This window comes from Dyadobacter sp. CY356 (genome assembly GCF_021440195.1).
Lineage (GTDB): Bacteria > Bacteroidota > Bacteroidia > Cytophagales > Spirosomataceae > Dyadobacter.
The window spans coordinates 902,630-927,842 of sequence record NZ_JAJTSZ010000001.1 but is presented as its reverse complement, the minus strand read 5'-3'; the positions used below and the strand labels follow the sequence as shown (position 1 = coordinate 927,842).

At 39.9% G+C, this 25,213-nt stretch carries 21 protein-coding genes; 7 read left to right on the top strand and 14 right to left on the bottom strand.

Features of this window, described 5'->3' with window-relative positions; translation table 11 throughout:
- Positions 1 to 65 precede the first annotated feature (65 nt).
- On the bottom strand, positions 66 to 3,110 hold the full coding sequence (locus tag LXL81_RS03890) for a two-component regulator propeller domain-containing protein (protein WP_234645392.1): 3,045 nt from the start codon (positions 3,108 to 3,110) through the stop codon (positions 66 to 68).
- Between the two features lie 284 nt (positions 3,111 to 3,394).
- On the opposite strand from LXL81_RS03890, the gene LXL81_RS03885 reads away from it, so the two are divergent.
- On the top strand, positions 3,395 to 3,754 hold the full coding sequence (locus tag LXL81_RS03885; protein ID WP_234645391.1) for a cupin domain-containing protein: 360 nt from the start codon (positions 3,395 to 3,397) through the stop codon (positions 3,752 to 3,754).
- Between the two features lie 55 nt (positions 3,755 to 3,809).
- Here the strand turns inward: LXL81_RS03885 and LXL81_RS03880 are convergent, their stop codons facing one another.
- From LXL81_RS03880 to LXL81_RS03860, 5 genes are all read right to left on the bottom strand, one after another.
- Positions 3,810 to 4,664 (bottom strand): hypothetical protein, encoded by an 855-nt coding sequence (locus LXL81_RS03880; RefSeq protein ID WP_234645390.1) that lies wholly within the window; start codon positions 4,662 to 4,664, stop codon positions 3,810 to 3,812.
- Positions 4,665 to 4,780: 116 nt separating this feature from the next.
- Positions 4,781 to 5,467 carry a pseudouridine synthase gene (locus LXL81_RS03875; protein WP_234645389.1) on the bottom strand — a complete coding sequence of 229 codons (687 nt, stop codon included), beginning with the start codon at positions 5,465 to 5,467 and terminating at the stop codon, positions 4,781 to 4,783.
- A gap of 51 nt (positions 5,468 to 5,518) precedes the next feature.
- Positions 5,519 to 6,250 carry a class I SAM-dependent methyltransferase gene (locus tag LXL81_RS03870; protein ID WP_234645388.1) on the bottom strand — a complete coding sequence of 244 codons (732 nt, stop codon included), beginning with the start codon at positions 6,248 to 6,250 and terminating at the stop codon, positions 5,519 to 5,521.
- A 104-nt stretch (positions 6,251 to 6,354) separates the two neighbouring features.
- A complete protein-coding gene (locus tag LXL81_RS03865; protein ID WP_234645387.1) occupies positions 6,355 to 7,068 on the bottom strand; it encodes a DUF1361 domain-containing protein in 714 nt (237 codons plus the stop codon).
- A 182-nt stretch (positions 7,069 to 7,250) separates the two neighbouring features.
- Positions 7,251 to 8,528 (bottom strand): DEAD/DEAH box helicase, encoded by a 1,278-nt coding sequence (locus LXL81_RS03860; protein WP_234645386.1) that lies wholly within the window; start codon positions 8,526 to 8,528, stop codon positions 7,251 to 7,253.
- A 403-nt stretch (positions 8,529 to 8,931) separates the two neighbouring features.
- Between LXL81_RS03860 and LXL81_RS03855 the strand changes: the two genes are divergently transcribed.
- The gene (locus tag LXL81_RS03855; RefSeq protein WP_234645385.1) at positions 8,932 to 9,207 is read left to right on the top strand and encodes a helix-turn-helix transcriptional regulator; all 276 of its coding nucleotides are present in this window, start codon (positions 8,932 to 8,934) and stop codon (positions 9,205 to 9,207) included.
- Positions 9,208 to 9,317: 110 nt separating this feature from the next.
- A complete protein-coding gene (locus LXL81_RS03850; RefSeq protein WP_234645384.1) occupies positions 9,318 to 10,262 on the top strand; it encodes a D-2-hydroxyacid dehydrogenase family protein in 945 nt (314 codons plus the stop codon).
- 73 nt (positions 10,263 to 10,335) lie between these two features.
- On the opposite strand, the gene LXL81_RS03845 is transcribed toward LXL81_RS03850, so the two are convergent.
- On the bottom strand, positions 10,336 to 10,740 hold the full coding sequence (locus LXL81_RS03845) for a hypothetical protein (RefSeq protein ID WP_234645383.1): 405 nt from the start codon (positions 10,738 to 10,740) through the stop codon (positions 10,336 to 10,338).
- A gap of 412 nt (positions 10,741 to 11,152) precedes the next feature.
- Here LXL81_RS03845 and LXL81_RS03840 point away from each other — a divergent pair, with 412 nt between their 5' ends.
- Positions 11,153 to 12,298 (top strand): acyl-CoA dehydrogenase family protein, encoded by a 1,146-nt coding sequence (locus LXL81_RS03840; RefSeq protein WP_234645382.1) that lies wholly within the window; start codon positions 11,153 to 11,155, stop codon positions 12,296 to 12,298.
- On the opposite strand, the gene LXL81_RS03835 is transcribed toward LXL81_RS03840, so the two are convergent.
- A complete protein-coding gene (locus LXL81_RS03835; protein ID WP_234645381.1) occupies positions 12,293 to 13,705 on the bottom strand; it encodes a hypothetical protein in 1,413 nt (470 codons plus the stop codon). The two genes, LXL81_RS03840 and LXL81_RS03835, sit on opposite strands and share 6 nt — an antisense overlap.
- Positions 13,706 to 13,849: 144 nt before the next feature.
- Between LXL81_RS03835 and LXL81_RS03830 the strand changes: the two genes are divergently transcribed.
- Positions 13,850 to 14,338 carry an ankyrin repeat domain-containing protein gene (locus LXL81_RS03830; protein WP_234645380.1) on the top strand — a complete coding sequence of 163 codons (489 nt, stop codon included), beginning with the start codon at positions 13,850 to 13,852 and terminating at the stop codon, positions 14,336 to 14,338.
- Positions 14,339 to 14,508: 170 nt separating this feature from the next.
- Here LXL81_RS03830 and LXL81_RS03825 read toward each other — a convergent pair whose 3' ends face one another.
- Both LXL81_RS03825 and LXL81_RS03820 read right to left on the bottom strand, forming a co-directional pair.
- Positions 14,509 to 14,766 carry a hypothetical protein gene (locus tag LXL81_RS03825; protein ID WP_234645379.1) on the bottom strand — a complete coding sequence of 86 codons (258 nt, stop codon included), beginning with the start codon at positions 14,764 to 14,766 and terminating at the stop codon, positions 14,509 to 14,511.
- An 82-nt stretch (positions 14,767 to 14,848) separates the two neighbouring features.
- Positions 14,849 to 15,742: a LysR family transcriptional regulator gene (locus LXL81_RS03820; RefSeq protein WP_234645378.1), complete on the bottom strand. Its 894-nt coding sequence runs from the start codon at positions 15,740 to 15,742 to the stop codon at positions 14,849 to 14,851.
- Positions 15,743 to 15,859: 117 nt separating this feature from the next.
- On the opposite strand from LXL81_RS03820, the gene LXL81_RS03815 reads away from it, so the two are divergent.
- Both LXL81_RS03815 and LXL81_RS03810 read left to right on the top strand, forming a co-directional pair.
- Complete coding sequence (locus tag LXL81_RS03815; RefSeq protein WP_234645377.1) at positions 15,860 to 16,795, top strand: NAD-dependent epimerase/dehydratase family protein; 936 nt, start codon at positions 15,860 to 15,862, stop codon at positions 16,793 to 16,795.
- 232 nt (positions 16,796 to 17,027) lie between these two features.
- A complete protein-coding gene (locus LXL81_RS03810) occupies positions 17,028 to 17,276 on the top strand; it encodes a hypothetical protein (protein WP_234645376.1) in 249 nt (82 codons plus the stop codon).
- A gap of 166 nt (positions 17,277 to 17,442) precedes the next feature.
- Here LXL81_RS03810 and LXL81_RS03805 read toward each other — a convergent pair whose 3' ends face one another.
- The 4 genes from LXL81_RS03805 to LXL81_RS03790 form a co-directional block, all read right to left on the bottom strand.
- Complete coding sequence (locus tag LXL81_RS03805) at positions 17,443 to 19,956, bottom strand: glycosyl hydrolase family 95 catalytic domain-containing protein (protein ID WP_234645375.1); 2,514 nt, start codon at positions 19,954 to 19,956, stop codon at positions 17,443 to 17,445.
- Positions 19,957 to 20,045: 89 nt separating this feature from the next.
- Positions 20,046 to 21,200 (bottom strand): acyltransferase family protein, encoded by a 1,155-nt coding sequence (locus LXL81_RS03800; RefSeq protein WP_234645374.1) that lies wholly within the window; start codon positions 21,198 to 21,200, stop codon positions 20,046 to 20,048.
- A gap of 4 nt (positions 21,201 to 21,204) precedes the next feature.
- Positions 21,205 to 23,454 carry an alpha-N-acetylglucosaminidase gene (locus tag LXL81_RS03795; protein ID WP_234645373.1) on the bottom strand — a complete coding sequence of 750 codons (2,250 nt, stop codon included), beginning with the start codon at positions 23,452 to 23,454 and terminating at the stop codon, positions 21,205 to 21,207.
- Positions 23,455 to 23,584: 130 nt separating this feature from the next.
- The gene (locus tag LXL81_RS03790) at positions 23,585 to 25,195 is read right to left on the bottom strand and encodes a RagB/SusD family nutrient uptake outer membrane protein (RefSeq protein WP_234645372.1); all 1,611 of its coding nucleotides are present in this window, start codon (positions 25,193 to 25,195) and stop codon (positions 23,585 to 23,587) included.
- Between the last annotated feature and the right edge of the window lie 18 nt (positions 25,196 to 25,213).

Below are 25,213 nucleotides of genomic sequence, written 5' to 3'. Positions count from 1 at the left end.
GAGGAGTAAGTTATCAACCTCCTGGTCATAACGGGAGATTTGATTTTGAAAGATTTTAGTTGCTGTTATTGCTTGACATTATTTCCAAACAGCAGCTTAATAATGGAGCCGGATTCTATTTTTTCCGCACTCAGCCTGATATCCAGCAGAATAGTAAGATCTTTTACAATGACCAATCCTAAACCTTTGTGATTTGGATAATCATAATTCCGAAGCCAGTTATCATAGGATTTATATGAATGGTTCATCCATTTCAAAATGTCATCCGGGATTCCATTTGCCGTATCCTCTATAATTATTTGTTGAAAATCATTACCTGAAATTGCGGAAATCGTAATGGTTGACGCACTGAGTTTAACAGCATTGTCCAATAAATTCTGAATGATAACAGATAAGAGCTGAGCGTCACTTTTAACTAAAAAGGTTTTCGTCACATTATTGATGATTTGTATTTCACGATAATTGGCTGTCCCTGATAAAATCTGTGAAGAATGTTCTATAATTTCATACACATCAACCACATCTATTTTCAAATTATCCCGACTGCTGTTATTCTGACTTTTGATATAATTTAAAAGATTGCTCGTATGAGAACGGGCATAATTGATCGTATTAATGGTTTCCTCACTCATTTTTGTAATAAAAGAATCACTGGAATTATTCTTTTTTAGTCGATTTTGAATTTGAGAGAAGGAATTACTGATGTAGTGAAGCGGTGTTTGAATATCATGATTAATAGCTGCCACAATCTGACGGCTGATATGATATTGTTTATATAGATTTTTTTTACGTTCCCTTTTTAATAGATAGGTGGTTCTTAATCTGAGTATAATCCAAAATAATAGTATGGAGCATAGGGCAACTAAAATCATAAATACCCTGGTTTCGTACCATGCCGGACGGATGTAAATTTTCAGCGTTTTACCAGAAAAATTATCTTTCCCAAATCCGTTAAATTTTCGGATCAGCAGCTCATGTTTTCCCGAAGAAGTGTTCGGGATTTGTATATCAAAATCATTGGAAACTGGCATCCAAACTGATTTATCACCCTCTTTCTGAAAAGAATATTCAATTTTAAGATTGTTTCGGTTATTAAAATATGGTGAGATCACTGAAATTTTAAGTTGCCCGAAATCACCTGGAATTTCGATCTCTGATTTCTCTTTGAGTAAATGATTTTCCAGTTCTATTCGGTCTATATAAATATTTTGATCAGGAAGTTCCGCTTTTATTTTTTCCGGATTGAACCAAACAAAGCCATTCATGGAAGGTAAAGAAATCGTATGATCTGCCAGCACTAACGCACATGGCTGGCAACCTCCGTTAAATTCGTTGGTTGCAAAACCATGTCTTTTGTCATAATATAAGTAATAAACAAACTGCTGCTTTTTGTCCAGAAAACGCAGCAGATCCGCTTTTGATACCTGGAAAAGTCCTTTATTAGTCGTAATCCAGAAAAACCCTTTTTTATCTTCGACAATACAATGCGAGGTTGCCAAAAACTGATTTTTATCCAGTGGAAGTTTTGTGATTTTGCTTTCTTTTAAATGATATAACCCGTCCCCATAGGTTGTGATCCAGGTTTCTCCTTTCGAATAATAAAGACTTCTGATATTCGCCTGCTCAATCCCTTTGACGGTTTCCAGTTGTTTTGAAAGAATATTCAACTTAAAAAGCCCCTTTGAAGTGCCCAGAAGTAAAAATGGTCCGGGAAGTCTAACCATACAGGATATATCACCAAAAGGCCCCCGGAACAAGACAGTCGGAACCGACTTTTGATCAAGTGTATTTAAGGAAAATAAAACGTCCCTTGTACCACCAATCCACAAAGTGTCATGAGGATCGGTATATAAGGCTTTGAATTTTTCCGGAATTTTATGGATTAACAATTTCTTTTTACCCAGGTTATCCATTTTGGTAAGTAAAACAGAATTCCCCATCCAGAATGAGCTATCCCGGTTCATTGCCACGTAATATCTAAAATCTTCTCCTGCAAACCGCGATAAATCCGGAAGATGTCTGCCTTTCGCAGTTTTATCAAATAAAAATCCTTGTGAGGATAAAACGCCATTACCGGAGACAGGCTTTTGTGCATAAAAAACATTATCCCGCCCTTTTAAATCAACTCTTTTTGTCTGAAAATTTTTATGTCTTAACACAAATACGCCATTCGTATAACTTCCAAGAAACAAATATCCAGGCTCTTCGTCATAGTAAGCTGTGGATATATTAAACTCGTCAAAATCAAAATCCTTTAAAATAATCCGTGTTTGAAGCACTGAACTCTTGTTTGATCTTTTCAGAGAATAAAAACGCTTATTAAAATATAGGTAAGTATTTTGGGAGATATTGTTCCAGAATAATTTGTAATCTGAATTTATATTTGAAAACAGCATGTCACGTGTGATATCCCCTGCTAACCGAATATTTCCGGATGCTCTTCCATATTCCAGATTTACAAACTTTCCATTTTGTAAAGTGGCATAAGGACGTGAATCGATCAAAAAAACCTCCTTAAAATCTCCGGTAACGGATGACTGTTTTTTATCCTTTATAAAAAATTCCACTTTGTCTAATGACCAGACGTAATATCTATTATTGCCAGCCGGGATCAGAAGCGGGTTACGACCGGCAGGAAACGGATAACGATAAGGAAAACTTTGTATAATATCCGTTTTTCCTTTAAAACCCTTTATAAAGGGCATATCCGGTGTATTGAATTTAAAAACGGAGGAATCTATCTCAACATGTCCACCGGCAACAATCTTCATAACCTCGCCACGTTCGCCAACCGCAGCAAATTCTTTGTTTTTAATCGTGTAAGAACTGATAAACGGGATAAATCCGCTTACCCTGTTACTTAAAATTGGTATCACTGATTTGTTAAATGTGAAGAATTTCTGGCCGTCAAACCTTACCAGACCGTCTTCTGTCCCAAGCCACAAAAAATTCCATCTGTCTTTTACAATCGCTTTTATACTGTTTTGTGGAAGTCCGTTTTCATCAGTATAATGCACAATGAAAAAATCAGGGTTCTTGATTTCCTGCGCAGATATTTCAGCTATCTGTATAAGACAAAAAAACAGCAGGACGAATTTTTTGAATGACATAGCAACGCCGTGTAAATGCGTAATTTTGAATTATAACAGCAAATCTCAAATGTGTTAGCGACAATTAATGCTAATTTAAATTTATATAATGATAATCTGAGATGTTGCGCACCTTTTTTGTAATTCTTAAAACATCTATACCAAAAACAATATAAAATTACAGACCGGAATTTTGCACCATTCAGAAAAATAGATTTGTTTTGGTAGAGATACACAAATTGTTTTGCTCAATCCCAAACGCAAAATCTTTCATTAATTCTCATAAAAAACCGTACACAAATTGCATGAAAGCTTACAGGCTATACACAACAACTGACGGAGCCTCTGCTTTCCAAAAAGGTCAGATAAAAGATTTGAAACACCTCCAGGCCGAATACTTTTTCGTTCAGCAGGATCCACCCGAAAGACGAAGTTTCGACTGGCACCCGGCGCCAAGAGCGCAATATGTGATCACGCTCCGGGGAACGATAGAATTCACAGTGACGGACGGGACTGTATTTATTCTGCAACCGGGTGATGTGCTGATAGCACAGGACATGGGAAGCACGGGGCATAAATGGCAGATGATTGGAGATGACAGTTGGGCCAGAACTTATATTGTGTTAAAAGAAGGTGAAGATGATGGCTTTGAAACCGAAGTGTAAAGCAAAATAGCCACCAATTCTGGCGGCTATTTTGTTAATGACTAAGCCAGAAAGATTATTCCGGAGCAGCAGCCGTAGTTATTTGAATAATTGGCCAGACACCAGGTGTTGGAACACTAACACCTTTTGTCAAACCTCTTGTCGCGTTGTCAGGCCCAAAATAATACATTGGCCAACCTTTATAGGTCATTTGCTTTTTACCAAATACATCTATGGTTGAAAAAAGCGTTTTGTCAATCGCAGAAGGAACATCTTTCCAGTCAGTAACCCAGATAGGCCAGGTCGCGTCATTGCTGAAATCAGATTTTGTATAATTGTTTTTGTTCTTTTTGTCTTTGGCAAATGCATACAAAGTGCGGCCGGTGGCATCCACAAAATACTGCGTATCACCCGTTCCTTCTTTTGAGTCCGCTGTATAATTTTTACCATCATTTCCTACCAGCTGCGTATTGGCAAGCATAATGGAATAAGACTTTTTGGCAACTACCCAAACATTATTAACATTCTCACCCTTAACATCACCCGCAGCTGCATCCGGCGCATAATAATACAATGGCCATCCTTTGAAAGTTGTCTGTGTTTTTCCATCAGCCCTTGTAATAGTACCAAAATCGGTGTCTACAAGACCGGTATCGAGTTTCGGAGTGGCTGCGGAAAATATTGGCCACACATCCAGGCATCCACCTGCGCAGGCAGAAGTTCCGTTAACATCTTTTGTGAAAAAGTATAAGGTTTTCCCCTTCTGATCCACCAAAACATTGCCATACTTTGTTGACTTTTGAGCGATGTCAAAAGTTGGAGCTGGCGGAACAACCACCGGAGTATCATCGTCATCAGAACTGCACGACCAACCTGCCAGCGCCACGCATCCCATCATTAAAACAGAACGAATTAAACTTTTAGCTTTCATATAAAATTTGTTAGGGGTAAGTATTGGTTTTGTAGCCAATACGGGCAAATCTTCTGTCCGGTTGCGTGACTTGAAAAAAGAAGATTTACAATTTTCCCTGACGTGTTTATAAAAGCCTAGGAAACCTGGAAATTCAGTGCGTTCAGCATTCTTTTAAATTCAGGCTGATAATCTGCCGAGATCGATATAAAAGTTTGATTGTCAGGATGATAAAATTTTATTTCCCTGGCGTGCAGGAGCATGGAATCCATTTCAAAATGTTCTTTGAAAAATTTGTTTTGTTTGTTGCACCCGTGGGGACGATCGCCAATAATCGGATGTAAAATATGCGCCATATGTTTCCGTAACTGATGCATTCTGCCGGTCGTCGGATGAAGGTCTACGAGCGAATACCGGCTGGTCGGATGTTTACCAGATGGCAGATCCAATTCTGTTTTTTGAACGGTTTCAAAAGACGTAAAGGCATCCTGAACCACGCCATCGTCGCGTTTTAAAGGATAATCAATTTCCAGATAATCGGGTGTAAATCCCCGGACAATGGCGCTATAACGTTTGTCCACTTTTCCTTCCTGGAATTGCATTTGCATCAGGCTGTTCATACGGTCGTTCAGGGCAAAGAGCAGAACCCCGGAAGTTTTACGATCCAGTCTGTGGACGGGATAAACTTTCTGGCCGATCTGGTCGCGAAGTATCTGAACGGCAAATTCTGACGTATCCGCTGCGATAAAGGAACGGTGTACAAGAAGTCCATGTGGCTTATTGATCGCTATGAGGTCGGCATCCCTGTAAACAATTTCCAGCACCGGAGCTGGTGACGGAAGGGGTAAATCAAGATCGTTTATGGCAAATGAAAATTAAAAAATGGAAAGATCCTTATCTGTTTTCGATGTTAAAACCACATAAGCATTTGGTTTTATACCAAGAAGGTAAGGGAACATTTTCAGGAAAAACATTTTCAGTTTTACGATGTAAAAACCAACTTTATTATTTTCATAAAGCGGCTTCAAAACATCATCCTGAAAAAGATAACATTTGTCTTTTACGATCTCAAAATTTTCAGACTGCAAAAGAAAACGAAAAAGACCAGGTGTATAAATGTTGATATGCCCGTAAGCCAGAAAATGCTTTATTTTTTTATCAACATAAAAAGAAAAATCAATAGGCACTTCAAAAATCTGGTTTTTGGAAACCCTTTTTATCTCACGAAGCAAAATCCTTTCATGCTCCACATGCTCCATCACGTGGGAGCAAATGACCAGATCAAAATGATTGTCCGGATAAGGAATCTTATATCCGTCAAAAAGTAAAACATCTTTTAAATGTTCAATATTTTTTGACTTGATCATTTCAATACCACTTTCAGAAATTTCAACGCAGTTCAGATTCTTGGAAAAATTCCATTTCGACAGCCAGTAAAGAATGCTTCCCTCGCCCGCACCTACTTCCAGTACATTTTCAAATTTGATATTTTTGGCTAGTTCAAGGATATTCTGCGCCTTATATCTGGCACCCATCGTGCGCCAGGCAACAGATTTCTCATTATACTGAGAGGAATAAGAATCTTTTACTTTTTCTGATACATTCATTATGAAAATGTCTTGGGATATTGCTGAATCAAAGGGTATTTATTCTGCAAAGTAAATCATAATGCCTTAATAAAATCTATTAAAGATACCACTTCGTGATTATCTCACTTATTATACCGCACCCTGAACCTGATAATTGCCCAAAGAACCAGATAAAGCATTCCTAAAAGCAAACCTATTTCAAGACTGATCACAAGGGCGGTCCTGTCGAGCATACTCTTAAACAGATTGTCAAGAATCAGACGTGGTTCGTGGATAATATCCCAGCTGTTCATCCGTCGTACGCGACCAAGATAAACGCCAAAACCCGCCAGTGGTAAACTGGCCAGCAAAAAAGTAGTACTCACCGATTTCCGGAAAACCCTGCGCCAGGTCTGGTGAATCCAGTAAAGGGAAACCAAACCGTTGAAAAGACTTACTTCCGCATAACAAAATAACATGATGGTGTCATGCCAGGTGAGATCACGCTTTAAATCAATGCTTAAATGCGAAATATCGGTGATCATGTAAGGCGCATTCGGAAAAAATGCAAGCCAGAAAAGACTGGAACAAATTACTAAAAAATGAAGATGCCCGAACCTTCTTGTGATGTTATTGATGAAAAATGCAGACATCAATGGTATCCAGCTCAGAAAGAGATTCCAGTCCATGGAAAAATCAACCGGAGCATTAAAAAGAATACGGACAAGATGAAAAAATACCGCTAACAGACTTAAAACCAACAGCAAGAGAAGCGGATAAAGCCCCTCCATAGAAATAATCGGAGGATCTGCGATACTAAAACGATAATTTTTCCACCATTGAAGGATACGTTCCAAGTGTATTTAATTTAAGTTTTTCATAACGTCTACAAACAGCCTGGACTTTCCGGAGTGTTAGAAAAAATCTCAAAAAAAATATACTGTCAGAATTTCAATGACCTTTAACCCGTACTATTTTTTCAAGATTTCATCCTTAAAACCATTCAAATCCCTGTTTTATAAACGCAAGATAAGGCTGATTACGTTTGCAAAGGACTTTTTTTGTCATTCTTTTGCTTCGGTCGCCTGCTTTTTGATGCACCTCCCTGGTTACTACGGGTTCCCTGAGAACTTTTATTCCGGGGAGCTGAATTTCGAAATTTGGCCGGGTCAAACTTAGGTGCTTCACCAAGTCCCAGCGCTTCGGTAATTGATTGTTTCTCTACTTCTTTTTCAAAAAGCTTTTCGATCTTCAAAACATATTTCTGATCGTGCTCATTGATAAATGTTATGGCAATACCTTTTGATTCTGCACGGGCCGTGCGGCCAATCCGGTGAACGTAATCTTCCGGGTCGCGCGGTACATCATAGTTCACAACGTGACTTAAATTATCAATATCGATTCCTCTGGACAAAACATCCGTTGCAACCAACACCGGGAAAGTCCTGTTTTTGAAATCACGTAACACAATTTCCCTGTCGGCCTGCTCAGAATCAGATGAAATCCCGCGTGCCTCCAGACCAAGTTTTCTTAGTGCGCGGACAATCGGTTCCACCGTTGATTTTCTAGAGGTGAACAAAACCATACTGGTGTTTTGCACCTGCGAAAGCAAATGTGCCAGCAAAGGCAGTTTTTGCTCATCTGTTGTCATATAAAACTGCTGGTCAATTCTTTCGGCAGGTCTTGAAACCGCCAGACGAACTTCCTCTGGTTTTTGAAGAATTCTTTTTGCAAGCTCACCAATTTTAGGCGGCATGGTTGCAGAGAACATCAGCGTCTGACGTTTTGCCGGCAAAAAGCTCATGATTTTAAGTATATCACTTAAAAAACCCATGTCCAGCATCCTGTCAGCCTCATCGAGTACAAGATGTCTGATGGAGCCAAAACTTACATATCCCAACTGTAAATGGGCGATAAGCCGGCCTGGTGTGGCAATAATAATATCAGCACCTTGTGTCAAAGCACGTTTCTGCTGATCCCATTCCGGACCTTTGTTACCGCCATATACGGCAATACTGGTAGCACCAACAAAATAACCAAGTCCCTGAATTTGCTGGTCAATTTGCTGAGCCAATTCGCGGGTGGGTACCAAAACCAGGGCACCAATTTGCCCCATCGGGCTCGTTGCAATTTTATCAAGGATAGGAATAAGATAGGCGGCTGTTTTACCAGTACCCGTCTGGGCACAGGCCAGAAGATCTTTTCCTGCTAAAATATAAGGGATGGCCTGCTCCTGAATTGGTGTGGCCTGTAAGTAATTCATAGATTCCACGGCGTTAATTACGTCTTCGTGGAGTTCAAATTCGTTAAAATTCAAAATTCAGCTTTTTAAGTCAAGCCCTTCAAGTTTAATGACACTTTTGTAGGCTTTAACAGTTGTTAAAAATAAGAAGCTGACTTTTAATTTTCTAGTCAGCAAACCGCATGATTATAAACAAAGATACTCAATAAAGTTGTAAAAATGACAATTGAGATAATGGACTGTATATCAAACCGATAAAATACCGCCATAAAATAAAATCACATAAAATTTTTACCCAAAAGGAAATTGTTGATGGTAACGTGTTAACTATGAATAAATTAATACAACTATATTCAGCTACAACTACATCTCATCATACAAGATTACAGTAATCAAATCTTTATAAAAAGCTGGGTGCGCAAAGCTTAGCTTATGAAATCAGATCCAAAATCGATACATTTGCAAAAATAAATGGACCATGGACTTAAAAAAAATAGAGAGAATTTCGAAAGCTTTGGGCGATCCATACCGTTTGAAAATTATGGAGGCAATCAATAAAGAACAGACATGGCTGCCTTGCTCCGCGATCGTTGAAATGTTCAATCTGGCCCAATCCACGGTTTCTCACCACTTAAAGCAATTATCTGACGCCGATCTTCTGATCACAGAAAAGGAAGGACGCAACACTAAATATATCGTAAATAAGGATGTTTTCAGTTCATATATCAATTTCTTAAATTCCTTCAAGGATTGATAAAGGTTTGATTTGAATCAACAAAAAATTTTAAAAGAGACATGATACTTCAAAGTATTTTGTCTCTTTTTTGTTCCACTCCTGTTCTTTACCAATAAAATGCTGTAAAAATGACTAAAATAAAAATTGCCGTTCTTGATGATTATCAAAATGTTGCATTACAAATGGCAGACTGGACAACGCTCGAAAAATTATCGGACGTAACTGTTTTCAACAATCATTTATTTGAACAAGATGAAATCGTTGAGCGACTAAAACCGTTTGACGTTATTTGTCTGATGCGCGAAAGAACGCCTGTAAACCATGAGTTGCTTTCCAGATTACCCAACCTGAAACTCATTGTTTCCACAGGATTTAGAAATGCTTCCATTGATTCCGTGGCCGTAACTGAGCTCGGTATCAAATTGGAAAATACGGGATATATTGGCAGCGGCGCGCCCGAATTAACATGGGCGTTACTGATGGCGATAGCCAGGAAAATTCCACAGGAAAATGTTTCTCTTAAAAACGGCGGCTGGCAGAACGTAATTGGTACCGATCTGAAAGGTAAAACAATCGGCCTTGTAGGTCTTGGTACAATTGGTGAAAAAATTGCATCCATAGCCCGTGTTTTTGATATGAATGTAATTGCCTGGAGTACAAATCTGACAGAAGAAAAAGCCGCATCAAAAGGTGTCAGGGCAGTATCAAAAGAATATCTTTTTCAAAACGCAGATTTCATTTCCGTGCATCTGGTTCTCAGTGACCGATCCAAAGGAATTATCGGCGCAGCAGATCTTGCCATGATGAAGCCAACTGCATATTTAATCAATACATCCAGAGGTCCGCTTATGGATGAAAATGCCCTAATCGATGTGTTGAAAGAAAACAAAATCGCAGGAGCGGCGCTTGATGTTTTTGAAACGGAGCCTTTGCCGGCAGATCACCCCTTCCGGACGCTTGACAATGTGCTGGCCACTCCGCATATCGGTTATGTTACAGAAGATACATACAAATTATTCTATGAGGATACCGTAAAAATTATAGAAAACTGGATTGCGGAAAACAATGCTTAATATTCTGATTTAGAGGAAATATATTAAAATGAAGTCCCGCATTTTAATATAATGCAGGACTTCATTTTTAATTTTAAAGCAAGGAAACCAGTTTCTCCGAAGCGCTCTGAATTCTGATTTCTTTGATCAGCGTTTGTTTTTTACTGTACAATTCAAAATAATAAACACCGTCGGTCAGATCATTTATATCAAACAACCGGCGGTATTTTGACTGTTTATCATCATTTATTTCGGAATAATAAACCTTTCCGTCTTTTCCGGTAAGTAATATTCTCAATCTCGCATCCGCGTTTTTGTCTACCAGCAGCTTAACTTTACTGGTGTTCGGAACTTTGACCAGATAAACATCAAATGTTTTTTTGGTCGTTTCTTCTTTTTGGGGATTTTCCACTTTTTCTGAAAACTCAGAAGTAAATGAACTAAGGGAAATGGCCAGCGCAAGTACGCAAGGCAGGATTAAAGTTTTTGAAATTTTCATGGCTATTTTAATTATGGTTGAACAATGTATTTACATTATTACACCTTTATAGAAAAAGGTCATACCAAATGAAATTTGCCGGTACATCCAACAATAATCAACAAGCAACTAACTCATATTCAGATAATTAAAAATAAAGATTATATTAGTTACCGATTTTTATATATGTTCATTATCGAACATAATCATTACAAAATGTGCGATTATATTTAAGAAATTATTCTTCCTTTTTATAAGTAAATTTCCATAAGCCAATCTTCCCGGAATTTTCAATTTGTTTGAATTAAGGAGATTTTCTGACCCAGATTTTCACAGGTATAATATTGGTATGAACCGCAATTGGCGTGGAAAAATGGCCGCAATTTATACTTATCAAACAAACCAGAAAATTATTACAATCAAACGGCCATTAATGAATTCTTTATCTTCACCCCTGTTATACCAAAAAATAGCTCAAAATGCTGCGCATATCGATCATGAAGGCTGCTTTCCTGAGCAGGAATTCAAATTGATGGCAGATGCCGGTTTATTGGAAATTGTACTTCCGGGTAAATCAATGGATTTTGAGCAGCATAAAAGTAATGATCTCTTGATGTTGTTGAAAACGATTGGTAAGGCAAACTTACCTGTTGGAAGAATTTATGAAGGGCATATTAACGCGCTTTACCTTGTTCATTTATTTGGCAAAACAGAACAAAAACAAAGGTGGTATGCTGATGTGATTTTAGGCAAAAAAATGTTTAGTGTCTGGAATACGCAGGATATGGAAGGTGTAAGGATCTATGATCTGGGAAATGGAAAATACAGATTGCAGGGATGTAAGACTTTTTGCTCGGGTGCTTCCAGAATTGCCCGGCCACTTGTAACCGGCGAACTGGTTTCTGCCAGGAAAAAGGGCTGGCAAATGTTTATCATCCCCACGGAAAAGGTAAAAGAAATCAAGGCAGATAATAGCTTCTGGAAACCATTGGGTATGCGGGCTTCTTCGAGTTTCAGAATGGATTTTACTGGAATAGAAATCAGCGAAAATGATTTGCTGGGTTTGCCGGATGCCTATTACCAGCAGCCGCATTTTAATGGTGGAGCATTGCGTTTTGCAGCTGTACAGCTTGGAGGTGCCGAAGCGTTATTTGAAGAAACACACAAATTTTTGAAAGGTTTAAAACGGACTGATGATCCATTTCAACGTGCCCGAATTGCAGAAATCGGGTTTTTAGTTGAAACAGGAAATCTCTGGATAAAACAGGCAGGCTTAAAAACCGATCAGTCCTCAGAAAACCCCGAATCCATTGCACAGTTGCTGGCTTATGTTAATATGACAAGAACGATGGTTGAGGAGATTTGTCTCCGTTGTATGCAGCTCGCAGAACGCTCCGTCGGCGCACGCGGCCTGATGCGTCCAAATCCAATGGAGCGTATCCACCGTGACCTTACGACATATCTTCGCCAACCAGCACCGGATGCAACGCTGACGGCTATTGGAGAATATATTTTAAAGCAGGAAAACACAACCGGAATCTGGGAAAATCTCTCCGTGACAAAGCCCGGAATATTATGAATTTTTCACAATCGAAACGGCTACATTACTGACGCTCATTGATAAATTGATATTAAGAGCATCTTCATTTTCTATATTGATAATTTCCATTTCTCCCAAAAGCGTATCCCAAACATGAATTTCATAAAGTCCCTTTTCCAGGCAAGGAACCTGGATTGTGAGCGAAACAAGCTTCGGATTGGATTGAAGAATTTTGTTACGTCCAATTTTTTTATTGTTCAAAAGCCAGACAACAGCCTGCGTCTTATCACCACATCCAAATGCAGTAAAACCGGGATTTGAAACAACAATTTCAGCATTCAGATTTCTTCTTTTAAAAGTTTTCCAGTCTATCAATTTCACAAACTCCGACATATTTTTTTGTGCGCGGCGCATTCCATGTGTCAGTACATGTGGTTGCCGGTATGGCCAGCGCATACCTCCACCAACAGCGCCAGAGGCCAGGTGCGCCCATTGCATGTTTAAAAAATACAAATCATCAAATGTTTCAGGAAGATTCCGTTTTCGCCTGTAATGGTCAATAGGACCATTTTCACTATCGAAAAATGGTCGTTCAGCAGGCAAATGTGCAAGCGCATCCGCTACCATCTCACCTGTGGTTGTTGCTGCGTCAACAGAATTTCTGGGATTGTTGATTGTTCCTGTTTTATAAAAATGTGTACTAGCAAAATCAAGTTCCGTATGCCTGAAAATCAGATCTTTCATTTGATAATGTTCCATGACTGTCGCAAAAACAGAAACGGTTTGCGGATGCGATTTGCCATACAACCGATTTTCCAGAGTCCGGACATGAAGACTGAGCTCTGTAATAAAGTCATAAAGTCCGTCCGTCTTTCCGAGTGCATGCACCGGATTTATTTCGTTCCAAAGGTCCCAGGCAAATAATACCCCACTGCTGCCCCATCTTTCTGTCACAAATGTCAGTCTGTTTTTGATGGCATCCAGCGTTTCGGGTGAAGTAAGCCATTGCGATTTTCTTTTGCAGGGACCACCGTTTGCGGCATTGTATGGATGATTTTTCCAGCGCCTGTCCATCCAGAAAGTATCAAAGGGCGTCAGCAAAATTCTAAGTTTATATTTTTCACAAAGTTCAAATAAATCGTCCCAAAGGTGCACCATATTGGGTTGGAAATGACCTGCCGGACGTTCGAAATAACGGTTTTCCGTCTGACAATATTCCAGCATAACACGCAGACAATTCACCCCGTGCGCAGCCAGAAATGCAAAATGCCCTTCTACTGCGCCTATATTTTCCCTTTTGAACAAACCTTGCAGATCAGGCCAGGTTATCGCGTCGTTTTGTCCGACAGGCGTCCAGTTATTCCCTCTTTCATCCAAAAAATAAGGTGAATCCTTACTTAGCTGAATCCAGGTTAACTTTTCGTTTTCATCATTTTTTATAGTCATGGAGTAGTAATTCCTGCGGCAAATTCATTTGAACTTGGAATGGTTTTTCTAAGTAGATCAGATATAACCACAATACGCTGTTAAATCTGCGTGCCATTGAAAAAATGCGGTTTTAGAAGTATAGAAAACAGACCTGGAAATTTTATGGAAAATCTTAACAATGTAATTATTCATGCCGCCCGACTGGGCAACGTTGATGTGATAAGAGAGGTGATTGCGCGTGATACGGATGTGGACGCAAGAGATGATAAAGGATATACACCATTAATTATAGCGTGTTATAACAATCAGCTGGAAGCTGCAAAATTCCTTATAGAATCCGGGGCGGACGTAAATGCCCAGGACTTTGGCGGCAATACGGCTTTAATGGGCGTTTCGTTTAAAGGTTATCCGGATATAGCGGAAATGTTGATAAAAAATGGGGCCGATCTGGATCTTCAGCACGGAAACGGTGGAACTGCACTGATGTTTGCAGCAATGTTTGGCCGAAATGAGCTCGTTAAGCTGCTCGTAACCAGTGGAGCAGACATTTCCCTGCTTGACACCCGCGGACTTTCAGTTTTTGACCTCGCCGCTCAACAGGGAAACGAGGCTGCGATAGAAATTCTGGAACAAGCCCGGCAAATTTCCTGAAACGATTTTTGTCGATATCTCATTTTAAGGTTTTTATTACCCAATACTAAAATATCTGCCGGTTACAATGAACTGGTTGGAAAGAACATATGTCTTCAAAAAAGCGAAACCACCCTGAAATAACCCCGGGTGGTTTCGTTTTTACATCAGCAATCAGGCAAACGTTTCCATTAATTTGATTTATCCTGTTTGTCGTGGCCTTCCAGTTTTACAAGTTTATTATAAACTCCTAAAAGCAGAATTGGTGCTGCCCATTGACCAACAAAAAGAGCCGTATGCTTACGTCCTATAATCTTTAACGTTAACGATGCGCCGATAGCGACAACAGAAGCCCACAAAAATAAATCCGATGGCAACTTTGCAGTTTGCTCCTCAATTGCTTCGGCTACCTTGCCTTCTTCATGCCCGGAATTGAATTCGTTTTCCATAAAATAATAATTTGTTGATGAAATGTTTGATAATCGCCGGTTGTCTTATAATAATTATTCCATCAGCGTTTGCAAAAAAATATCACATCACATCCCTGAATAATTTCTTGATCACATCCGTTTCGCTGGTGTACATGGTCTTCTTTTTTGTACCAAAATATAGCGTATTGGTTAACTCATTTTTGCCTCTCCATAATATTTTTACCAGACCACTTTCTACTTCTTTTTTACAAAGAAAATCGGGAATAACGGCCAGTCCCTTGCCGCTGCTCAGACACCTGACGATGGAATTCAAATTTGGCACAATATAATTTGGCCTGAAATCAGGATATTTATTAAAGTTAAGCTGCCAGAATCTTCTTAGATGTTCCATATCACCTGTGGTCCCATACCATTTCTGCTGCTTCAGCCAGGTTTGCAAAACATCAAAATCTCCCTGAACCAATAATTCATTAAAAACCTGGTCATCCGTTTCACTTCCTCCCACCATCACAATGGTTTCAGACGAAAAAGCTTCATGATCAATCTCCCCGCTGTTACCTTTTTGAGGGGTAATAATAAGATCCAGAATTCCCTTTTCCAGATTTTCCAACATTTCAGGATACTGGCCAAACTGGATAATGACATTGAAGGGGAGGCTCGATATATACTGTTCCAGGGTAATCTGAAAAGTTTCAAAACACATACCCACACTGATCGTCGGCGTTTGCTTTTCGGTACTTTTCTGAAAATTCTTCTCCGCTTCTTCCAGTTTGATAAGCGGCTCAATAATAGCATTATAAAAAACTTTTCCTTTCTCAGTCGGTATCATTTTTCTGGCCGTCCTGTCAAATAATTTATATCCCACATAACTTTCCAGCGAGCTCAAATGCAAACTGACACCGGGTTGTGAAATAAATAAAGTCTGTGCCGCTCCCGTCAGCGTTCCTGTTGAATATATCGCTTTGAATGTCCTGTACCACTCTAGGTTTACCATTTTTATCTATCATTTAAATAATACCAACCTATAAAAGTACTTATTTTTATGATAACTCTTTTAACCGCAACTTTGTAAAAGAATCAGTTGGCAATTGGCTTAATAAATTAAAAAATCATGAAAATAAATAAAGTATTCATCACCGGTGCAACCGGGTATATCGGAGGTTCGGTAGCACATTTGTTATTAAAAAAAGGTTACCAGGTTTCTGCTTTGGTAAGAAAAGAATCGGACGCAGAGAAATTAGGGGCACTGGGCATTATGCCGGTACCAGGCACTATTCATAACATGCCAGTTCTAAGAAAAGCAACGGCCGACGCAGATGCTGTTATCCACACGGCGGATTCAGATGATTTTTTCTCAGTACTAACATTTTTGGAAGAATTAAAAGGCACAGGGAAAACTTTTATTTTCACATCCGGATCCAGTCTTGTTGGTGACAACGCCAAAGGTGAAAAAGGGCATATTGTATATTCCGAAGATATTCCGGTACAACCCCGGCTTGAAAAACTTCATCGGGTTGCGATTAACGATCACATTTTAGCAGCCGCAAAAGAGAATGTCCGAAGTATTGTACTGGTGCCTACAATGGTTTATGGCAAAGGACTGGGAATTAAGCCAGACAGTATCCAGGTTCCTATGCTGATCGATATTGCCAAAGAAAAGCAGGCAGGGGTGTTTATTGAAAAAGGTGAAAATATCTGGAGTAATGTGCATATCGACGATTTGGCCGAATTGTATATCCTTGCATTGGAATCGGCCTCTGCCGGTTCATACTTCTACACAGAAAATGGCAGTGCATCTCTGAAAGACATTGCAATAAGTATCAGTAAAATGCTCGGTTTGCAAGGAAAAGCAGAGTCTGTCAGTCTGGATACTGCTATCGAAAAATGGGGACCTGATGCTTCTGCTTTTGGGTTTGCTTCAAACAGCATTGTGAATTCAGACAAAGCAAGAACAATACTGGGCTGGAAACCAAAACATTCGTCAATCCTGGAAGATATCGAAAACGGATCTTACCAGAAGATTCATGTCGCTACACAGGAAATTTAATTATTCCGCTAAAAGGAATTTAAGCCTATCTCCGTCATTCTCTTGATTAGGCAAGAAGCAATGACGGAGATAATTTTTTCTTGATTAGTTACCATTTGTTTATCGGAAATCGCTTGACTTTTCCGGGATTTATTTATATACTTACCTATATTTCTCACCGATAACCAGACTCAAAGTTATGACAAGCGTTCAAAAAACTCCTTCAGTAATTGGGTTCAACAATGAATCCTACATGCACTATCTCGCTATTCGTTACATCTACAATTCAACAGATCCAAAATGGGAATTGATAAGGTGGACCGGAATTTCAGAAATCTCGGAACAAACCTGGATTGAATTACACCACACCGCCAAACATGACGTGGAAATTGGTGGTGGAAGTTTAAAAGGATATGAGTTTGTAAATAATGAATTAATTTCTCACGAAAGGATCAATTCAAAATTCTGGCCAGCCAACTGGATGTGGGTCATTCAATCTTAAAAATATTATTTGAAATCACTTTGCGATTAGAAACCAAAAATCCCCAATGACGAGCCGGAATGGCAGTTATCGGGGATTTTCTATTTTCAGGTATCGTTGATAATTGTAAAAAATATACAATGATCAAACTTTTTAAACTGATAGTAGATCTGATGATTCTAAAAAACTATTTACCGGTTTTGAAAATATATTCTTTTCCGGCTTCCGTTGGAAAATCAAAAGCATAGGTTCCTTTTTTAGTCATCAACGCATTTTCACCTTTTTGTTGAATCGATTTATAAAAAGGATTCTGATTTTCCCCCATGGCCGTTTTAAAACTGAATTTCGTTGTCGCTTTCAAGGTGTTTGGTATACTGATTCTGCAATTGCCACCAAGTTTAGACCGGATCGTTAGTTGGGTAATTTTGCCATTAACCCAGATAATATCTGTTTCAAAACCACCTCTGGCTTTAAGACCTTTAACCTCCCCACTGGCCCAGTTATCGGGAATGGCCGGAAGAATATTGAGCAAACCGTCGTGGCTTTGCAAAAGCATTTCTGTGATGCCCGATGTTCCGCCAAAGTTTCCGTCAATTTGGAAAGGCGGATGTGCATCGAATAAATTCGGGTAAGTTCCGCCGCCCTGGGAATAATTTGTACCTTCAACACCTGTCAGTTTTAACTGCTCCCGAATCAGTTTGTAAGCATGGTTACCGTCCAGCAGCCGTGCCCAGATATTAATTTTCCAACCTTTGCTCCAACCCGTTCCGCCATCACCACGAATTTCCATGGTTTTTCTTGCAGCAGCGGCATATACCGGCGTAACCAACGGCGAAATCTGACGCCCCGGGAAAAGCCCGAACATATGAGAAATATGGCGATGTTCCGGTTCGTCATCTTTCCAATCCTTATACCATTCCTGCAAATTGCCGCGGTTGCCAATTTGTAAAGGAAACAGTTTGCTGCGCTTTTCAATAAGAAGTTTTCTAAAATCTGCGTCAGTACCAAGTCGTTCAGATGCTTCGATCAGATTTGTAAATAAGTCCCAAATAATAGACATATCCATTGTTGTTCCTACTGAAACGGAACCTTTAAGGCCGGTTTCAGTAACAAAAATATTTTCAGGTGTTGTCGACGGAGCGGTAACCAGTTTGCCGTTTTTATCTTCAACAAGCCAATCCAGCATAAATAATGCTGACGATTTCATCAAAGGGTACGCCGTTTTTGACAAATATTCCTGATTGCCTGTAAACTGATAATGTTCCCACAAATGCTGACAAAGCCAGGCTCCCCCCATTGGCCAGTTAGCCCAGGAAGGACTTCCGCTCACCGGATTTGATGTTGCCCAAATATCTGAGTTGTGATGCACCACCCAACCTTTGGCGTTGTAAAAGTTTTTAGCAGTTTCAGTACCCGTAACCTCCATATGCTTGATGATATCCAGCAGTGGTGTGTGCAGCTCGGAAAGATTCGTAGTTTCTACCATCCAGTAATTCATCTGCGCGTTGATATTGGTAGTAAAATTACTACTCCAAGGAGGCCTCACCTCATGATTCCAGATACCTTGCAAGTTGGCAGGAACACCTTTTTCGCGTGAACTGGAAATGAGCAGATAACGTCCAAACTGAAAATAAAGAGATTCCAAAGCCGGATCTTTTCCACCATCTGTGTAATTTTTCAAACGTTCATCCATAGGCAGATCAACCTTTGGATTTCCATTGAGCACTAAATTAACACGGTTGAAATATTGATGATAATCCGAGAAGTGATTGCTTTTTATTGTATCATACGTTTTTGAAAGTACGGGTTTAAGATAATTTTCAACCAGTTCCACCTCGTTCTTTCCGTCTTTGTCCGGACATTTATCAAAACCGTTAAAACTCGTTGCGGCTGAAAGTAAAAGTACTACCTCACTTGCATCACTGATATGCAATCCGGCACTGTCGGCTTTCACTTTCCCATCTGATTCTTTCACCTTAACCCTAAGTTCAAACCGCATACCCCTGCATCTGCCGGGATCGTTATAAATTACCGGAATCTCCATAGATTCTTTATAATTCGGGTCGGTATGCGAAGGCGCCTGCCCTTTCATAGCGATCTGATCCTGAGCGATAACCACATGATTATAAACCAGCTGACTTTGTGTGGATGCTGTAAAATTAAGCGCACCTTTTTTGTTTGCTTTCAATTTGATGACCATAATCTGATCAGGAGCAGAAATGAAAATTTCCCGGCTGTATTCAACGCCATCCACCGTAAATTTTGTCAATGATAATGCATTGGAAATATCCAGCTCTCTCCGGTAGTCCGTTGCATTTGATGTGAAATTTTGTTTGATCATAAGATCTCCCAATGGTTCATAAGACTCTGTAAACAAACCTTGCATCTTTTTTGTCAGCGTTTCGGCGAGTTTAAAATCCTCATTAGCCAGGGCCTTTCTGATCTGAGGCAGATATTTAACTGCTCCCGGATTGGGATTTGGATTGACCGGCCCTCCAGACCAAAGCGACTCTTCATTTAATTGAATTAATTCTTCATTGACTCTGCCAAAGACCATGGCGCCAATTCTTCCATTTCCGACCGGCAAAGCCTCATTCCAGTTACGTGCCGGCTGTTTATACCAAAGTTTAAGATCCTGCTGGGCAAACAACGGGGAAGAAAAAAGCAATAATAAAATGCTGATTGTATATCTCAATTTCATGATAAAAAAATAAATTTATTCCGAATACAAGGCTGGGGTTATTATGATCTACTTTATCAAAAGAGTAAGACAACACCGCTTACCGTTATTTAAACCTTCAAAAATAGTTTATTTCGATACAGGAAATATAGAAATATCAACTCAATAACAACTACTGAAACTGCTTTTAATAAAATATGAAATGGCTCGGCGGTCAGGTTTATTAATCCGCCAAAAATAAAGTCAGCTGTGTATCCAAAATTCACGACACCTTCAACGGCCATGTAAATTACGATGGAATTCATCCCAATCAGTAGAAATGGGAAGGTCCATTTTTTCCAGCCCATTACGTCAATAATAAGATAAAATAAAGCGAAAAAGGCAATACTGTATCCACCAACGAACAATACGAATGAACTGCTCCACAATCTCTTATTGATTGGAAAAACACAATCCCAGGCAAGACCCAGCAAGATGAACAGGGCGGCTGCGAGAAGTAAGAAATATACACTTTTCAGAGAATCGTACCGCTTTTCTTTTATAAAAGTACCTGTAAAAATCCCAAGCAAACCTGTTGCCACGGCCGGAATTGTTGACAAAATGCCCTCAGGATCATGCACTTTACTATGCAGTCGTCCCGGCAAAAAAAGTCTGTCAATGTAAGATTCCAAAGAGCCCTCCATGGTCAGGTTTCCTGAACCAAAACCCGGGACAGGTATCAATACCATCGCAAGCCAGTATCCAATCAGAATAAGACAAAACCAGATGATCTGCTTTTTCAAATTACAATTTAAATAAATCAATCCGGCAAAAAACCAGGCAATCCCTATCCTTCCTAACACGCTGGCAAATCGTGTATTTTCATATCCATTAAATTTGAAAAGCCCGTTCACCACCAATCCCAGAAAAACAAGAATGGCCATTCTTCTTACCATATCAATATAAACCTTCCTTTTTACTGACACCGGCAGTTCGAAAGTGCTTTTCACATTGGCGGCGATCAATTTTTTCCCAAAAGAAAAAGGCAAGGAAACACCTGATATAAAAAGAAAAAGTGGAAAAATCATGTCATAAAAAGTACAGCCATTCCAGACAGTATGGTGCATTTGTGCTGAAATCCAGTTTAAAACGGGCCAGTCAGTCAATTTCGCAAGTGCGTGAATGATATGTTCCCCGCCAATGATCCAGAACATATCAAAACCCCGTAATACATCAAGGGAAATCAAACGTTGAGATTCGTGATTTTTATTTTGCAGCGCGTCCATATTATCAATTTTGCTTATAATCTGCTTTCATTTGCCTATCATATTTTACATGAAGTTTTAATGCAGTTTTTATGCTATTCCCATTTTCTACGACTGGAAAATCCTTCCGCTCATTCACCCAGCTCCACTCCCATTTTGAAATATTTTTTTCAAATAATTTGAAGTCCGGAACAGATCCGTTTGTTAACGAAGCGTTGAGCAAAACAAAGAATTTCTGCCAGCGTACTTTGTAAAAATCGTTAAGCAGGCCACTCCACTGACGGTTTGAATATTCATGTAAGGGGCTTTCGGCATCTCCCCAGAGTGTGATTAAATCTCTTGCATTTTTTTCATATAAAGCTTTTTCATCTGCATTTGAACCCCATTCGCGTGCGTCGGCGATCCATGGACCCAATAAAAAATCCTTTCGGGTGGCCAGCAATAAATCCATATCATTAATCAACGTTACAAATTCTTCGCTATGTTTCTGAAAAGCCTTTTTATCGCCGCTTCTAAATGCAGTTACCCATTTTTGCTGAATTACCAGGGCATAATTCGCAAGTACTTGTCTTGTGACGTCCGTTAAATCATATTGAAAACCATCAGAATCCTGACCATTTTTTGCCGATTCGATAAATAGATCCCAGGCTGGCAAAAGATCCTGAGGATCATAATTTAATTTTGTCCTGGTCCAGACCGTTGTAGAATCCAGCGTTGGCCTTCCCGTCACAATGGACTCAGCTCCATCACGTATTTCCTTACCATTATAAACAGTCTTTCTCAGGATTTGCCAGGCTTTGATCAGATTTATATCTTCTTTTCCATACCGGTTCCGCGTGTATTTTTCAAGCCAGTTATCAAGCTGAATTGTTTCTGTCTGCCAGGTATGCTCCATCATCAGTTCATAAATTACCGGATTTTGCTCGATGGCTTCCATCGTGAGCCCAATTCCTTCCAATCGTTTTTTATTTGGGTCTTTCCAGGCTTCTGCCGGACCGCTGGCAACGCCGTCCATCCGGCCGAAAAGATTAACATTTCCGCCAAAATTATTAAGCATATTCCATATCCAGGGTTTTCCATAAAATCCATCCGTCCGTTTCCAGACGGGTTCAATTTCCGCTGCCAGATCTAACAGAATCATTTTATCATCAGGGACTGCTTTAAGCAAAGCTTCAATTTGCGGTGCTTTCCAAAATTTTTTGTCACTATAAAAAAGCCACCCCTGCATCACCCAAATGGCTTCCGGATCGGCCTGTCTCATTCCGTCATAGATCCGCTCACTGAGTTTTGAGAGAAATTCAGGATTATCTGTGGGTGGTTCATTTTCATTAAAAGTATCTGCGGAATAAAGGTGATCCGTACCATACAAGTCTGTCTGTTTGGCTAAAAACTTCTTTCCTATTTCAGCAAAAAGCGGATCCTGCGAATCCAGAATATAGGTATCACCAAAACCATTTGTCCAGTTGGTCGACTTTAAAATGGCTTTCGGGAATTTCTTTTTAAAAGCGGCCGGAACATGGCCGGTAAATGCAGGCAGAACCGTTTTCATCCCCAACTCCCTTTCACGTTTTACGATCTGCTGCTGTAAAGTTTTATGACTTTCCATCCATTTATGTGGCAACGGACCTCCCCAACCATCCAGATTGCCCATCCAAAACCATCCAAAATACGCGGGACCACTGAAAAAATCCTTTAAGTCATCGGGACTAAAACCCATCTCTTTATAAACTTCCAGCCAGGTATATTCTTCACCCGTAATGGCAAGCGGCATATTAATTCCATGCAGCGCCATCCAGTCAATTTCCTTTTGCCATCTGTCCCAATCCCACCAGCTCATACTATAATTGAAGGTGCAGTAGTTGAGATAATAACGGTAATTGTAAACGGTCGCTTTTCTGATTTTAGAAGGCAAAACCGGAAGTTTTTCCGGCAGATTAAGATTTGTTCCGTTCCAGGTTATCTGGCAGTGTGCATATTCGGTAAGGTAATGATACAAGGCAGATGCGACCGCCACACCACTGGTTCCGCGCAGCATTATTTTATTGTTTTTACTTTCTATTTCAAATTCGTCTTTTCCTGAATTACTGGTCAACTCTTCCACGTCAAAATTGGAAGCGTGAGAAGGAATCACTCTGCCGATCAGTGCTTTTCCGGTTTTTGAAATTCCCTGTGCACGGGACGAAAATGGATAAATTAATAGTAGAATCAGAAAGCAAAACAAGGCTATACCCTTCATAGCGTGAAGAGAGAAACAACCTTCTCGGATGATTTTCATTTTTAATATTTGATGAAATAAAGTGACACTGAGATTGAATCTGAACAAAAGAAGAATTCCAAATGTCTATAGAACAGAGCCAAAGGAAATTTTCTCCGTATCCTGTCACGGATACGGAGAGATAAATCAATCAATAACCCGGATTTTGAACCAAAGCCGGATTAAGTAAAAGTGCAGAATTTGGTATTGGAAAAATGCGTTTTGTAATATCAGCATTGGTTTTATAACCCCATTTATTTTCAAATTTCCCAAAACGGATCATATCATTTCTGTGCCACATTTCAGAAGCAAACTCACGAATTCTCTCGCCGTAAATAGCTTCCAGATCAACTGTTGTCAAAGCGGCGGCTGATCTTGCCGTACGCACAGAATTCACCAGAGATAAAGCTGTTGCACCGGAAGTTGCTGCACCGCCGCGCTGAATTGCTTCTGCTTTCATCAAAAGTGCATCAGCATAACGGAAAATCGGTACATCATTATTTTGGTTTCTGTTCAAAGAAGTGGCATCAGGATGGAACTTTATATTCCTGTAACCCATGTTCCAGGCCAACTCATCATTACCGACATCAAAAGAGGCAACATCCTGTCTTAAAGTCACTTCCGGTGTAATATTGATTTGATAAGTGTAAGGTGCAGCAGGATCCGAACCGGCGTAAAACTGGTCATATCCTTTTTTGGTTGTGGTAACTGTAACGGGAGTTCCGTCATCGTAAAATTGTAAACCTGTCAGCCATTCCTTATTTCTGATATCATTGGCATCGTTGAAATATTTGTAAAATTCAGGCAATGTACTAACCGCTGCGTCAGGCGTAAAAGGCATTTTAAATTTGGCGACCATACCTCTTGGCACATCATAACGTGAATGAAGGTTGGTGGCTCTGAAAGGAAAACTGTTCGTAGCTGTGGCATCAAAAGGAACCGCAAAAAGGAATTCTTTCATCTGCGGACCGTTGTTCGGATAAAACATTTGCAGGTATGAAGCAGCGGGTTCCAGCGAAAATTTACCAGAATTGATTATGGCATCGCAAGCCGCGATACAATCTGCATTACGTGCGGTTCCGGTGTAAACTTCTGCATTCAGATACATTTTGGCTAGCAAAGCATGGGCAAGATACTTAGTCGGACGACCGTAAGTCGAAGCATCCACGACATCGCTCAAATCCGGAAGCGCTGCCTTTATTTCTGTTTCCAGGAAAGCAAAAACCTCGGCACGCTTTGCATTTGGGTGCGCGCTGTAATCTCCGTAAGTAGTAATAATTGGAACATTTCCGAAGCTATCCATCATCCAGAAATATGCCAGTGCACGTACCATTTTCAGTTCAGCCAATGTCTGGCTTTTAGAAGTTCCGGTCGGCATATTGGTTTCCAGAATGGAAAGTGACTGGTTTACCGTTCCGATGATCGTGCTCAACCAGGTCCAGTTTCCAGTCACCGTACTGTGGTCCTTTGTCCAGGTATGCAGGTGCAAATCTTTAAATTCTGCACCATTATACCAGTTTCCGCCTTTTGCCGGGAAAATCGCCTCGTCAGTACTTAATGTTTGCAGGTGAAAAAATTCAACTGAAATATTTCCACGCAGTGCAACATATGCCGGCCCGGCTGCGCTGATAAACTGGGCCTCATCCGTTGGAAAAACATCAGGCGTAAGTTCCGATGTTACCGGCACGTTGAGATCATGACAGGAAACCATCGTCCCAAGTAACGCCGCTGATAGAATTAATTTTATATATGACTTGCTCATGATATCTAGGTTTTAAAA

Excerpts from the sequence above, each read along its gene's own strand:
- LXL81_RS03890 (WP_234645392.1), bottom strand. The coding sequence starts at position 3,110 with ATGTCATTCAAAAAATTCGTCCTGCTGTTTTTTTGTCTTATACAGATA.
- LXL81_RS03885 (WP_234645391.1), top strand. The coding sequence starts at position 3,395 with ATGAAAGCTTACAGGCTATACACAACAACTGACGGAGCCTCTGCTTTC.
- LXL81_RS03880 (WP_234645390.1), bottom strand. The coding sequence starts at position 4,664 with ATGAAAGCTAAAAGTTTAATTCGTTCTGTTTTAATGATGGGATGCGTG.
- LXL81_RS03870 (WP_234645388.1), bottom strand. The coding sequence starts at position 6,250 with ATGAATGTATCAGAAAAAGTAAAAGATTCTTATTCCTCTCAGTATAAT.
- LXL81_RS03855 (WP_234645385.1), top strand. The coding sequence starts at position 8,932 with ATGGACTTAAAAAAAATAGAGAGAATTTCGAAAGCTTTGGGCGATCCA.
- LXL81_RS03850 (WP_234645384.1), top strand. The coding sequence starts at position 9,318 with ATGACTAAAATAAAAATTGCCGTTCTTGATGATTATCAAAATGTTGCA.
- LXL81_RS03845 (WP_234645383.1), bottom strand. The coding sequence starts at position 10,740 with ATGAAAATTTCAAAAACTTTAATCCTGCCTTGCGTACTTGCGCTGGCC.
- LXL81_RS03840 (WP_234645382.1), top strand. The coding sequence starts at position 11,153 with ATGAATTCTTTATCTTCACCCCTGTTATACCAAAAAATAGCTCAAAAT.
- LXL81_RS03835 (WP_234645381.1), bottom strand. The coding sequence starts at position 13,705 with ATGACTATAAAAAATGATGAAAACGAAAAGTTAACCTGGATTCAGCTA.
- LXL81_RS03830 (WP_234645380.1), top strand. The coding sequence starts at position 13,850 with ATGGAAAATCTTAACAATGTAATTATTCATGCCGCCCGACTGGGCAAC.
- LXL81_RS03825 (WP_234645379.1), bottom strand. The coding sequence starts at position 14,766 with ATGGAAAACGAATTCAATTCCGGGCATGAAGAAGGCAAGGTAGCCGAA.
- LXL81_RS03820 (WP_234645378.1), bottom strand. The coding sequence starts at position 15,742 with ATGGTAAACCTAGAGTGGTACAGGACATTCAAAGCGATATATTCAACA.
- LXL81_RS03815 (WP_234645377.1), top strand. The coding sequence starts at position 15,860 with ATGAAAATAAATAAAGTATTCATCACCGGTGCAACCGGGTATATCGGA.
- LXL81_RS03810 (WP_234645376.1), top strand. The coding sequence starts at position 17,028 with ATGCACTATCTCGCTATTCGTTACATCTACAATTCAACAGATCCAAAA.
- LXL81_RS03805 (WP_234645375.1), bottom strand. The coding sequence starts at position 19,956 with ATGAAATTGAGATATACAATCAGCATTTTATTATTGCTTTTTTCTTCC.
- LXL81_RS03800 (WP_234645374.1), bottom strand. The coding sequence starts at position 21,200 with ATGGACGCGCTGCAAAATAAAAATCACGAATCTCAACGTTTGATTTCC.
- LXL81_RS03795 (WP_234645373.1), bottom strand. The coding sequence starts at position 23,454 with ATGAAAATCATCCGAGAAGGTTGTTTCTCTCTTCACGCTATGAAGGGT.
- LXL81_RS03790 (WP_234645372.1), bottom strand. The coding sequence starts at position 25,195 with ATGAGCAAGTCATATATAAAATTAATTCTATCAGCGGCGTTACTTGGG.